Raw genomic sequence first — 13409 nt, 5'->3', positions numbered from 1 at the left:
AGCGGATTCATTTTCTTTACATTGTTAATTGTAAGAAGTGAGTAAATACCTGTAAAATATATATATTCACATATGATCGATAACCTAGTGGTTATAAAGGAGATTTTTCACTATGGATTATTTGCAGCTTAAGTATTTTCAAGTGACCTCGAAGTATGAGCATGTCACACGTGCCGCGAACGAGTTGTTTATCTCACAGCCTGCCTTAAGTAAAATGATTAGAAACCTGGAGACGGAATTGGGTGTGCAGCTATTTGACCGCGAAGGAAAACATATCGTGCTGAATGAATATGGCAAGAAGTTCCTGAAAAGAGTGAACCAGTCGCTATCAGCACTAGAGCAAGGCGTATCCGAAGTCAAAGAAATGAAGAACGAAAAGGTAGAGGTCATCACGTTATACGTCGCTGTCGGCTCTATGCTATTGCCCAACCTTGTCGGCAAGTTTCGCGATCTCTATCCTCAAATTAGATTCAACCTGACCCAGCACCCTGCGAAGATGAAGAAAGGACCGGCGTACGATTTTGCGATTACGTCCGAAGAGTTGGCGGACAACGAGCATGCGATCCTGCTGGAGGAGGAAATTTTGCTTGGCGTACCAAAATCTCACCCTCTGAGCGTTCAGGACACCGTATTCCTGAAAGATCTAGAGCATGAGAAGTTTATCAGCCTTACACCTGGTAATTCGCTTAGGAAAACAACGGACCTCTTTTTTACTCATATCCCTTTTGAACCCAACATCGTCTTTGAAAGTGATGATCCGGCTACGGTAAGAGGGTTGATTCAAACAGGACTTGGCATCTCCTTTATTCCTTCTATCCTGTGGAGGAACGTCGTAACCGAAGACATTAAGCTGCTTCAAATCAGGGAGCCTCGATGTACGCGAACAATCTATCTGTCCTTTCCTACTGGGGAACTGCACACCGATATAGAGAAATCGTTCTTCGAATTCATCATTAGATTTTTCCAAGATATTGCTCAGCATTGACGATTTAGATACCTTTTGACATAATATCTGCCTTATTGTTTTATCATCCTTCGAATTAGTAGGATCAATATCTTTAGAGTATTTAATTTCTATACATGCTTTGTTTCAATTTTTTTGTTTTTGGTTAAGTCAATGCACATAAATGGGTAACAGCTTCATATGATGGAGCTAAACCATTTACAACTTGTTTAGCAGGCAGATTATCTCAGACAGCAAGGAGGGAAATGATGTGAAGACAGTACAATGGCTGGTATTATGTCTTGCTTTTCTCACGATGTTCAGTGCTTGTAGTGAACCCTCGTCCTCTGAAAGTCAATCATCTGAAACTAATTTGTCAAATGGAAAAAAGATAACGCTTACATTATGGTACTGGAACCGTTCCATTGACGATGAACTACTCGCCCAAGCGGAAAAACAATTTCCCAACATTGAATTAAAAACTCAAAAAATAGGCGGTGACTTCAAAGCCAAACTGAAGACAACGCTCGCAGCTCGTTCCGGTGAACCAGACATCGTAGCTCTGAACGATTGGATGGTGGAGCTGTTCCCCAGTGCGGATCGTTTTTATGACTTAAGGGAACTCGGAGCAGACCGCTTGAAGGATCAATATTTGGAATGGAAATGGAATCAAGGGATCACTCCTGATGGTAAAATGATTGCATTTCCCATGGATACTGGGCCTACCGCCCTCTTCTACCGAAGTGATCTGTTTGAACAAGCAGGCTTGCCTAGTGATCCTGAAAAGGTTAGTGCCTCCATTCGCACATGGGATGATTACATGGCGGCCGGAGAACAACTTCGCCAGAAATTCGGAAGCCGTTCATTTTTGGCTGACAATATTGTAAACGTTTACAATCAGGTACTCGCTCAGCATACAAACCTTTACTTCAAGCCAGATGGCAGCTATATCGGCAATCAATCTCCTGACATCCGTCTGGGCTGGAAAACCGCTGTCGATTTCCACAAGAAGCATCTGCTCGCCAATGCGGATGGCTGGACTCCCGAATGGAACGCTTCAGTCAATAACGGCAAAATCGCCTCTTTTGTAGGGGCTATCTGGATGAAGCAAGTTCTCACAGAGGCCGCGCCGGATACAGCGGGTAAATGGAGAGTCGCCCGTGCTCCTGGAGGAGACGGCAACCTGGGTGGTTCTTTCATTTCTATCCTCAAATCCAGCAAACATCCCAAAGAAGCCTTTGAAGTGCTGACCTGGCTGCAAAACCCGGAACACCAACTGGAAGCCTACCACAAAATCGGACTGTTTCCGTCCACTCCCGGCGTCTATAACGATCCTATCATGGGGACACCCGAGCCTTTCTTTGGTGGTCAGGCCACCGGACTCATCTTTGCCACCTCCGCACGTAATGTGAAAAGCAGCTATTTCGGCGAGCGCTATCCTGTCATCCACGGCATTGTGACCCGTCGTCTTGCTAATGTCGCCAAGCAGGATGCCAATTCCGATGCATTATGGACGGAAACAATGGATCGAATCGAACGGGAATTACAGCGGTAAAAACAAAATCCAAAAAAGGCGTGTGGACAATATGCTGAGAGAAATCTGGAAGCACCGTGCCGTTTATGCTGCGATCTCGCCGTTTTATCTACTGTTTGGCATCTTTGGACTGTTTCCGATTGGTTTTTCATTATATCTAGCGTTTCACAAATGGGACGGGATCGGAGACATGACCTACAACGGCTGGGGCAACTTTCGCTACCTTGTAACAGATCATGAATTTTGGCAGGCTGTAGGCAACACCTTTGTGATCTGGGTGTATGCAACGATTCCGATGCTATTCTTCGCACTGATTATTGCCTTTCTGCTTTATGCCCCTTTTGTGAAAATGCGTACCTTATGGCGAGTCGGATTCTTCCTGCCAAATGTGACGTCTATTGTAGCTGTTGCCATCATATTCGGTGCCTTATTTGCCAACAATTTTGGATTTCTCAACTACCTTCTGCAACTCATGGGGCTACCCATGGTTCAATGGCTGAATGTGCCATGGGGTATCCAAATCGCCATTTCTTCTATGGTCGTATGGAGATGGATGGGCTATAACTCAATCATCTATCTGGCTGGACTCCAGAGTATTCCGCATGTGCTGTATGAGGCCGCCAAAATAGACGGGGCAACCGGAGCGCAAGCTTTTTTCCGCATCACTATCCCCATGCTACGCCCAGTCATTCTGTTTACGGTGATTACGTCCACCATCGGCGGTATGCAGCTCTTCACCGAGCCACAGGTCCTGGTCGGTAATGACGGCGGTTCCGGGGCAAGTGGCATGACCATCGTTTTATACCTGTATCGCGAGTCGTTCATTAACAACTATTTTGGATATGGTGCAGCCGTCGGATGGGGCATGTTCCTCATCATTGCTCTATTCTCCATCATAAACTGGAAACTCGTTCAAGGTAAAAAATAACGATGGGAAGGAGCTTCACAACATGATGCAGACACGCGCAAAATCCTTTGTTTTATATGCTGGATTGTTGGTGGGAATCATCCTGTCGATGTTTCCATTTTACTGGCTGATCGTCATGGCAACCCGTACAACCTCAGACATCTATCGTTTTCCACCACAATTGTGGTTTGGCAGCCACTTCTTGGATAACATAACGAGAGTATTACAACAGATTAATTTTGCCGGAGCCTTTTTTAATACCCTTTTTGTAGCCGGTTCTGTTACCCTATTGGTTCTGTTTTTCGATTCACTAGCAGGTTTTGCATTCGCCAAGTTTGATTTTCCGGGCAAAAAAGTGCTATTTATCGTTCTGCTAGCTACGATGATGGTCCCTTCACAACTTTCGCTTGTCCCCTCCTTTGTCATGATGGCCTCCTTTGGATGGGTAGGTACGTTCAAAGCGCTTATCATCCCGGGGATGGTAAATGCCTTCGGCATTTTCTGGATTCGTCAATATGCGGAAGAATCCATTCCAAAGGAACTGCTGGATGCGGGCCGGATGGACGGATGCAGCTTTTTTCGACTGTACTTGAATGTAGCACTGCCTATTCTACGTCCTGCGTTCGCTTTTCTCGGCGCGTTTACCTTTATAGGAGCCTGGAATGATTATTTATGGCCGCTAATCGTCTTAACGGATGAGCGTAAATTCACGCTCCAGATTGCACTGTCACAATTGAACGGGATTTACAATACGGATTATGCGATGGTCATTGCGGGCACCCTGCTGGCTGTACTGCCACTTATTATTTTATTTCTTTTCATTAGCCGCCAGTTTATTTCCGATCTTGCCGCCGGAGCGGTCAAAGATTAGATTTACTTGAATTCCCTTATTCATTTCATGTATAATGGTTAATCGTCATTTCAAATAGCTTACATGATGAAGTTAGGTATCCAACAGGCAATCAGGTTAAGCGATTTACGATTTGAACATGAACAATGAAGAACTGAGGGAAACTTACCAGATGAACAAATTCACATATTATAACCCCACCAAATTAATTTTTGGAGACAATCAAATTGAAGAACTCCAGCAGGAACTGCTGAATTACGGCAAAAACATTTTGCTGGTATATGGAGGCGGAAGTGTCAAACGAAATGGTCTATATGACCAGGTATTAAACGCGTTAGAACCGCTACATCTGAACATTCATGAATTGTCCGGCGTAGAACCGAATCCGCGCTTGTCCACCGTTAAGAAGGGTATCGACATTTGCCGAAATGAAAAAATCGACTTCTTACTTGCTGTAGGCGGTGGAAGCGTTATTGATTGCACCAAAGCCATCGCAGCAGGGGCTGAATATGACGGCGATGTGTGGGATATTATCAACAAAAAGCACATGCCGACCCAGGCTCTGCCATTCGGCACCATCCTCACACTCGCCGCCACCGGTTCAGAAATGAATCCGGATTCTGTTATCACCAACTGGGAAACGAACGAAAAATACGTATGGGGCAGCGCGGTAACGCATCCGAAATTCTCGATTCTGGACCCAAAAAACACCTTCTCTGTGCCACGTGATCAGACGGTATATGGCATGGTGGATATGATGAGCCATGTGTTTGAACAATATTTTCACAATGTTAAAAATACACCGTTGCAAGATCGTATGTGCTTTTCCGTGTTGCAAACCGTGATCGAAACTGCACCTAAGCTGCTGGAGGATTTGCACAACTACGAGCATCGTGAAACGATTTTATATGCCGGAACGATTGCCCTTAACGGAACACTACAAATGGGCTACTTCGGGGACTGGGCTTCGCATACGATTGAACATGCATTATCCGCTGTATATGATATTCCTCATGCTGGCGGTCTGGCGATCCTGTTCCCCAACTGGATGAGACATACGGTGGATCAGGATGCTGCACGCATGAAGCGGCTGATGCTCAGCATGTTTGATTTAGATACCACTGGTAAAACGGATAAGGAAATTGCTTTGGAGGGGATTGATCGCCTGAGTGCATTCTGGACAAGTCTCGGTGCCCCTTCCACCCTGGCCGATTACAATATTAATGATGAGCAATTGGAAAAAGTCGCAAACATTGCAGCCCGTGAAATGGAATACGGAGGCTTCGGTAATTATAAAAAGCTGAACCAAGAAGATATTTCAGCTATTTTGCACGCATCGTTATAACATTCAAAAGGGAGTGTCCTCAAGCCTGTGATGACTGAGGGCACTCCCTTTTGGAATTTATGAATTAACCGTTTGTCCTTTTTCTTCTACTTGGATAGCTGCCCCTACACTGGCACCTGCAAGAATGCCCTTTTTCTTACTAGAATTCAGAGAATCCATATAGGTTCGGGTTTCTGCGACTACAATTCCTGATAAGCCGAGCAGGGCAATCAGGTTCGGGAAAGCCATCATTGCGTTAAAGATATCTGCCAGCAGCCAAATCGCATCCAGTTTAATGAACGCGCCCCCGGCAACCAGTAGGATGAACAGATAGCGGTATGGCTTAATCCACTTGACCCCAAGCAAATATTCAACACAGCGTTCCCCGTAATAGTTCCAGCCGAGCATGGTGGTGAACGCAAACATAATCAGAATGATTGTGAGCAGTTCTGCCCCCAGCGGGAATGCGCTGGAAAATGCTTGCTGAGTCATCAGGCCCGCATCGGTAGGCCCGCTCCACACACCACTAACCAGTAGCGTCAACCCGGTCATCACACAAATAACCATCGTATCAATAAACACGCCTGTCATGGAAATTAGCCCTTGCTCCGCAGGCCATTTGGTTTTGGCAGCTGCGGCTGCAATCGGTGCGCTTCCCAATCCGGCCTCATTGGCAAAAATACCTCTGGCTACCCCACTTCGCATCGCCAGCATAATCGTAGCTCCGGCAAATCCGCCCGTTGCAGATGTAGTTGAAAATGCCGAATGGAGCACCAGCGCAATTGCGGCAGGTAGTTGGTCAGCAAACCGAATCAGTACGATGAGACAGATCAGTACGTACAAGCCTGTTTTAAAAGGAACGACCTTCGTCGATACCTTGGCAATGCTTTTGAGTCCTCCAATAGTAACAAGTCCTGTAAGGATAGCAATAATCAGTGCCGTTACAATGGGCGGAACGCCAAAACTGTTTTCGGTCGAAGATACAATCGCTTTGACCTGCGGAAACGTTCCAATCCCGAACAACGCTACCAGCATGCCCGAAAAAGCAAACAGCATCGCCAGCGGTTTAAAACGGCGTCCCAGACCTTTCTCAATATAATACATCGGGCCGCCGGAAAATTGCCCATTCCGATCCTTCACCCGGTATTTTACCGCAAGTACACCTTCCGCATATTTCGTCGCCATCCCAAAAAAGGCTGCAACGACCATCCAGAACAAGGCACCCGGCCCGCCCAGCTTAATGGCTGTCGCTACGCCGACAATACTTCCTGTGCCAACTGTAGCCGCCAACGCTGTACTCAAAGCCGCAAAACTACTTACATCCCCGCTGCCTTCATTCGGGGCCTTACCGATCAGCTTGATCGCCAGGGGCAGGCGGAATACCTGCAGCATCTTCAAACGTATGGTCAGCCACAACCCCGTTCCCATGACAAGAATGATGAGAGGCGCCCCCCATATCCAACTGCTAATCGCTTCTAACACATGTACCAAATTCATTTCAACCCGCTCCTCCAGCATATTAGAAAACAAAAAAGAGTCAAATCCGCTGATTCGACTCCTGGAGAGGTTAAAGGCACGAAAAAATACAACCATCTTGCGCAGGTTTCTGCCTCTAATAGCTTATAAAAAAGCCTAGGGCATTCCCTGTCACAGGTTATTCGCGTCTCTGTCCTTTTGCCTGAGAGTTTAAGCAGATGTTCTCTGCGGTGCACCTTCGGCGCCCAATTAAGGGTCTCTCCAGAGTTCTGTCCGTTTACGGTCCCCGCTTGTTGCTGTAATCAGCCTAAGCACCTGAGAGTTTTGCCCCTTCGGTCGGAACTTTCGTTCCATCTCCCGCAAACATCAACCAGACATATGAAATTTTTATTTATTATACAGAAAACTTTCAGCTTATTACAAGTGAAAAGTTTGTGAAGCCCTCTGAAACATTATTATTATGTCTATCAAAAAAAGCGGGTACAGCAGATTGCATCCTTAGGATGTCCTCTGCTATACCCGCCCGAGAAAATTTGGAATTACAATTCTTCACCATTGGTTGCTATCACATTTTTATACCAGTTAAATGAGTCCTTTTTGGAGCGTTTGAGCGTTCCGTTACCGTCATCATCCAGATCAACGTAAATAAATCCGTAGCGCTTGGACATTTCGGAAGTAGACATGCTCACAAGGTCGATAGGACCCCAGCTGGTGTAACCAATCAGATCAACACCGTCGGCAATCGCTTCCTTCATTTGGGCAATATGCTGACGCAAGTAATCAATGCGATACGTATCATGCACAGAGCCGTCTTCTTCCACCTTATCATACGCACCCAAACCATTTTCCACGATGAACAGCGGCTTTTGGTAGCGGTCATAAAACGTGTTCAGCGTAACACGCAGGCCGATCGGATCAATTTGCCATCCCCAGTCAGAGGACTGTAAATATGGATTTTTCACGCCGCCAATCAGGTTTCCTGCTGCTTTCTCGCCTTCTGGACCTGCAGATACGGTCAAGGTCATGTAGTAGCTGAATGAGATATAATCGACCGTGTTATTTTTTAAAATTTCGGCATCGCCTGGTTCTGTGTGTATAACAACATTATTTTCTTCAAAATAACGATCCATGTAGTTGGAATATTCCCCACGGGCATGCACATCCGTAAAGAACAGGTTCATCTGATTTTCATGCTGGGCTTTCAGTATATCCTGTGGGTTACACGTATGTGGGTAGCTTTCCAAACGAGCCAGCATACAGCCGATTTGAGAGCCCGGGATGATCTCATGTCCTCGTTTTGTCGCCAGTGCACTAGCTACAAATTGATGATGCAGTGCTTGGTATATCGCTTGCTGCTTGTTTTCTACGCGGTCAATGACCACCCCGCCACCAGTAAACGGACTCATGGTCATTACATTGATTTCATTAAAAGTCAGCCAGTATTTTACTTTATCCTTATAACGCGTGAACACAGTTTCGGCATAATTTACGTAGTGCTGTATAACTTCACGACCCAGCCAGCCATTATACTTCTGAGTCAAACCCAGCGGTGTCTCATAATGTGACAATGTTACCAGCGGTTCAATACCATATTTGCGCAGCTCATCAAATACATTATCGTAGAATTGCAGTCCCGCTTCATTCGGCTCGGCATCATAGCCATTCGGGAAAATCCGCGACCAGTTGATGGACATACGAAATACCTTAAAGCCCATTTCCGCGAACAATGCAATATCTTCTTTGTAGTGGTGGAAGAAGTCCACACCTTCACGTTTTGGAAAACGGGCATTGACTTTGCCTGCCAAAATGTCTTCGAGTCGCTCGGACGAAATCTCCATAGCATGATCGTTCTTGCGCTCTGCTTTGGGTACATAGGCAACCATGTCCGCACTGGACAATCCTTTTCCATCTACGTCAAAAGCACCTTCCAATTGGTTGGCTGCGGTTGCCCCGCCCCACAAGAAGTTTTTCGGAAATCCTTTTAGCGTCTTCGTCATGGTATAAAAACCTCTTTCCGTATTTAAGATTTTTACTTTGGTCAAGTAATCCCATCAAGTGCTGCAAATGTGAATCAATACCTAACGGTAACCGTTCTTCCTTTGAAAAGGATTGACAGATGCTTTAAAATAGACGTAATGCCTTCATAAGCATCCTAATCGTTGTAACGCGTTTCATGTCAAGTATTTTTTTCTTATGTGAGGAGAAGCATCATGTCGAATCTTGATCAAATTGCAAAACTGGCGGGCTTTTCCAAAGCTACGGTATCCAGAGTATTAAATCAGTCACCCCATGTCAGTCACGAAACAAGAACTAAGATTTTAAAAATCATGCAGGAATTGGATTATGTTCCTAATCGGAATGCCATTTCTCTATCCAAGGGTCAGACGCTTCAGATCGGTATCATTACTTCAACTATTAATGAAATTGTTCTGGCTTTTCTGGACAGCTTTGTGGAAGTAGCCGGCCAGTATGAATTCCAAACCATTATTTATACTTCGGGAGAAGACAAAAAGAAAGAGCTTCAAGCCTTTGAGGATTTAAAAAGAAAAAGAGTCGATGCGCTGGTCATCATTTCCTGCGTGAATGACACTGATTTTTTGAGTACCTATTGCAAATATGGCCCGATCGTTTCGTGGCAACGAATGGAGCATACCGATATTCGCTCCGTCGCTATGGATCAGTATGAAGGATATATGTTAGCGCTAAAACATTTGATACAAAAAGGCTATACTCGTATAGCCAATGCTTTTGGTCGTCCGAGCAGCATCAATACCCATAGCAGACAACGAGCCTACGAACAGATCATGAGTGAGCACAATCTTCCAGTGTTGCAACACTGGAATCACTCTTCTATTTATAATATCCGTGATGGCGAACAGGTCGTACGGGATTTGTTACAGCGTCGGGAAGAATTCCCAGAGGCTATTTTATGTGCTAACGATTATGTAGCAGTGGGCATTCTCTGCGAAGCACGCAGACAACGGCTGAACGTACCGGAAGATCTGGCGATTGTCGGATTCGATAACACGGAGCTGGCGCATACGATGGGGATTACAACGATTCAAAATCCCATCATGGCTCAAGCACAAAATGCTTTTTTCATGCTTTCCCCTCAGCTGATTGGACGCCAAATGGAGCTTCATTCGCTAGAGTACTGCCTCATTGAACGTACGACCACGTAAGGTAACGATTTACTTGCAAATTAGGCAAAAGGGCCTTGATATGAAATATTTTTTGTCGAATCAGAATAAAATATGTTGAAATCGCTTTTTTTTGTGCTACAATAGCACTATATCGAAGGATTGTGACCGGTGATGCGGGCAATGCCTGAGTTCAATTGAGTGCTATTGCTAACAATAGTGTTGAATTGTGCTTAGGCATTTTTTATTGGTAAAGGATGGGAGGGGGAACTTCAATGATTATTGAGAAGGTGCTCAATAACAACGTCCTATTGACTAAAAACGATAAAGGCAAAGAGGTCATCGTGATGGGAAGAGGTATTTCCTTCAAAAAGGTGGCTGGCGATCAAGTCGATGATGATAAAATAGATAAGATTTTCATGTTAAATGAAAACGAGTTCACGGCTAAACTAACTGAACTGCTGAACGATATTCCAGTGTCTCATCTGGAGGTCGTGAATGAAATCGTAACCCATGCAACGGAAGTGCTGGATACGGAGTTAAGCGATAATATTTATTTAACATTGACCGACCATATTCATTTTGCCATACAACGGCAAGAAAAAGGACTGGCACTCCAAAACGCGATGCTGTATGAAATTAAACGCTTTTACAAAAAAGAATTTGCAGTTGGACTGGATGCTCTCCAAAAAATTGAAAATACGCTCGGAGTAAAATTGGGCGAAGATGAAGCGGGATTTATTGCATTGCATATGGTGAATGCACGGATCGACGGTAACGAAATGAAATCTACACTGAAAATGACCGAGATTGTCCAACATATATTGAACATTATTACGTATCATTACGGAATTGTGCTGGATGAGTCTTCTTTTAGCTATTCGAGATTTTTGACACATTTGCAATATTTTGCGATGCGAGTGATTCGCAAAGAAGTCATTCACAGTGGTGAAGAATTTTTGTACAACCAGGTGAAGCAGACGTATACCGAAGCTTTTGCTTGTGCCCAAAAGATCAATGAGTATCTGGAAAAAACATACGATCAATATTTAAGCAAGGATGAATACGTATATCTAACTATCCATATTCATCGGGTAACTGAGCGTAATAACATATAAGATTAACAACTTCATATCCTCATCGTTCATGGATTGTGACTGGTAAGGCAGGCAAAACCTAAACTGATGGTGAAATCGACGTTCCTCTATAGGAGAGTGCGTAGTTTTCACCACGAGTTTAGGTTTTTCTTGTTTACAAGTTTAAAAAGGTGCACGCCGGCGCATCTTAGCAACAGATGTAAACAGTAAATCCTATCAGTAGCAAGAATAACCCATAAGGAGTTCTGAACATGAGTGATAAAGAACTATCTAAAAAAATAGTGACCCTCGTTGGTGGCGAAGAGAATGTCAATTCGGTATTCCATTGCGCTACACGCTTGAGATTTAAATTAAATGATCGTACAAAAGCAGACAAAGCCGCACTGGAAGCAACCCCTGGTGTCATTACAGTAGTGGAAAGCAGCGGCCAGTTTCAAGTGGTCATCGGTAACAATGTAGGTCAAGTGTTTGAGCATATGATGGCAGAAACGAATTTGCAGGATGCAGACAATCCTAATGCCAAAAAAGAAGAATCTTCTGAAAAAACGAATTTTCTTGGCAAAGCGGTCGATATCATTTCCAGCATTTTTTCTCCCATTCTCGGTGCTCTTGCCGGGGCAGGTTTGCTTAAAGGGCTACTGGCGTTAATTTTATCTTTTCAATGGATTAATGATAAAAGCGGTACGTACCTGATCCTAAGTGCAGCTTCCGACAGTGTTTTCTATTTTCTACCTGTGTTTTTGGCTATTACATCGTCCCGTAAATTTAAGACAAACACCTTTGTATCGGTGGCAATCGCTGGAGCTCTGGTCTATCCAGCAGTTATAACGGCGGTAAGCAACCCAGAAAGATTGGCGTTTTTAGGTATTCCGATCATTCTGATTAATTACAGTTCCAGTGTCATTCCAATTATTCTCGCGGTCTGGGTTCAGTCCTATGTGGAGCGCTGGTTCAATTCCTTTATCCATCAATCGGTTAAAAACATTATCGTGCCGATGCTTTCGCTCCTAGTCGTTATTCCGTTAACATTTCTGGCCTTTGGTCCAGTAGGTAACCTGATCAGTCAGGGCTTGGCAAACGGTTTTACATGGGTATACAATTTAAGCCCACTAATTGCCGGGGCTGTTGCCGGGGCATTCTGGCAAGTGTTTGTTATTTTCGGCGTACACTGGGGCTTCGTTCCGGTCATGCTGTCGAATATTGCAACATTGGGCTATGACACGATGCTTCCGATGCTTACAGCAGCCGTACTTTCTCAGGCTGGTGCAACATTGGGGGTATTCCTGAAATCCCGGAACACTCAGATGAAGGCTTTGGCAGGTTCCTCTACGCTGGCCGCTATTTTCGGGATTACAGAACCAACAATTTATGGCATAACTTTGAAATTGAAAAAGCCGTTCATTTATGCTTGTATTTCCGGGGCAATCGGCGGGGCGATTATCGCTTCTGGCGGAGCGCACGCACAATCCTTTGCATTACCGGGTCTACTGGCGTTGCCGACTTATTTCGGACCTGGATTCTTGTGGGTAGTCATCGGTTTGCTCGTTGCCTTTGTACTTGCAGTTGTATTGGTTATGATTTTGGGCTTTGATGATCCAAAAGAAGAAACTGCAAAAACAGAAGCTGCACCCGTAAAGAAAGAAATGGCAATCGAGAAAGAAATTCTCGTAAGCCCACTGCAAGGTAAAGTATTGCCTTTGGAACAATCTTCTGATGTTGCTTTTGCTTCAGGTGCTATGGGGAAAGGAATCCTCATTGATCCTACAGAGGGTGTGCTGACATCTCCTGTCAATGGAACGATTACGACAGTATTCCCGACCGGACATGCCATCGGTATTACTTCCAATGACGGAGCAGAAATTCTGATTCACGTGGGTGTTAATACAGTGAAGCTGAAAGGACAATTCTTTGACAAGCGCGTCAAGGAAGGCGATATAGTTAAGCAAGGACAACTGTTGCTTGAATTTGATATCGAGCAAATTAAGGCAGCAGGCTATACTACGGCTACGCCGATTATCGTAACAAATTCCGCTCAATACCTGGATGTGTTGAACACAATGGAAACTGAAGTGAAGCGTGAGGATTACTTGTTGACTGTTGTGGTCTAACGTTTAACTTTCAGACTAGAGCATTTTGCA

10 protein-coding genes and 2 riboswitches are annotated in these 13409 nt (G+C 44.7%); of the genes, 8 read left to right on the top strand and 2 right to left on the bottom strand.

What is annotated here, in order from left to right; genetic code table 11:
• Positions 1–112: 112 nt before the first annotated feature.
• The 5 genes from MKX59_RS06900 (at position 113) to MKX59_RS06880 (ending at position 5579) form a co-directional block, all read left to right on the top strand.
• A complete protein-coding gene (locus tag MKX59_RS06900) occupies positions 113–985 on the top strand; it encodes a LysR family transcriptional regulator (RefSeq protein ID WP_023989993.1) in 873 nt (290 codons plus the stop codon).
• Between the two features lie 229 nt (positions 986–1214).
• Positions 1215–2498 carry an ABC transporter substrate-binding protein gene (locus tag MKX59_RS06895; protein ID WP_340857864.1) on the top strand — a complete coding sequence of 428 codons (1284 nt, stop codon included), beginning with the start codon at positions 1215–1217 and terminating at the stop codon, positions 2496–2498.
• Positions 2499–2529: 31 nt separating this feature from the next.
• The gene (locus MKX59_RS06890; protein ID WP_034095207.1) at positions 2530–3405 is read left to right on the top strand and encodes a carbohydrate ABC transporter permease; all 876 of its coding nucleotides are present in this window, start codon (positions 2530–2532) and stop codon (positions 3403–3405) included.
• 22 nt (positions 3406–3427) lie between these two features.
• Entirely contained in the window at positions 3428–4255 is an 828-nt protein-coding gene (locus tag MKX59_RS06885; protein ID WP_023989996.1) for a carbohydrate ABC transporter permease, read from the top strand.
• Positions 4256–4406: 151 nt separating this feature from the next.
• Positions 4407–5579, top strand: coding sequence for an iron-containing alcohol dehydrogenase (locus MKX59_RS06880; protein WP_053325982.1), 1173 nt, complete (start codon positions 4407–4409; stop codon positions 5577–5579).
• Positions 5580–5636: 57 nt separating this feature from the next.
• Here the strand turns inward: MKX59_RS06880 and MKX59_RS06875 are convergent, their stop codons facing one another.
• Together MKX59_RS06875 and MKX59_RS06870 are read right to left on the bottom strand one after the other, a co-directional pair.
• Positions 5637–7055, bottom strand: a complete 1419-nt coding sequence (locus tag MKX59_RS06875) for an alanine/glycine:cation symporter family protein (RefSeq protein WP_023989998.1) — start codon at positions 7053–7055, stop codon at positions 5637–5639.
• A 159-nt stretch (positions 7056–7214) separates the two neighbouring features.
• A riboswitch (glycine riboswitch) is annotated at positions 7215–7309 on the bottom strand.
• A gap of 18 nt (positions 7310–7327) precedes the next feature.
• A riboswitch (glycine riboswitch) is annotated at positions 7328–7404 on the bottom strand.
• 169 nt (positions 7405–7573) lie between these two features.
• A complete protein-coding gene (locus MKX59_RS06870; RefSeq protein WP_068941708.1) occupies positions 7574–9031 on the bottom strand; it encodes a glycoside hydrolase family 1 protein in 1458 nt (485 codons plus the stop codon).
• Between the two features lie 213 nt (positions 9032–9244).
• Here MKX59_RS06870 and MKX59_RS06865 point away from each other — a divergent pair, with 213 nt between their 5' ends.
• From MKX59_RS06865 to MKX59_RS06855, 3 genes are all read left to right on the top strand, one after another.
• Entirely contained in the window at positions 9245–10216 is a 972-nt protein-coding gene (locus MKX59_RS06865; RefSeq protein ID WP_023990000.1) for a LacI family DNA-binding transcriptional regulator, read from the top strand.
• 233 nt (positions 10217–10449) lie between these two features.
• Positions 10450–11292: a BglG family transcription antiterminator LicT gene (gene licT / locus MKX59_RS06860; protein WP_023990001.1), complete on the top strand. Its 843-nt coding sequence runs from the start codon at positions 10450–10452 to the stop codon at positions 11290–11292.
• A gap of 230 nt (positions 11293–11522) precedes the next feature.
• On the top strand, positions 11523–13379 hold the full coding sequence (locus MKX59_RS06855) for a beta-glucoside-specific PTS transporter subunit IIABC (protein ID WP_068941709.1): 1857 nt from the start codon (positions 11523–11525) through the stop codon (positions 13377–13379).
• Positions 13380–13409: the final 30 nt, after the last annotated feature.

Source organism: Paenibacillus sp. FSL R7-0340, assembly GCF_038002205.1.
Classification (GTDB): Bacteria; Bacillota; Bacilli; order Paenibacillales; family Paenibacillaceae; genus Paenibacillus; species Paenibacillus polymyxa_B.
Note: the sequence above shows the minus strand (reverse complement) of the source record. Positions and strands in the feature narration are given on the sequence as shown.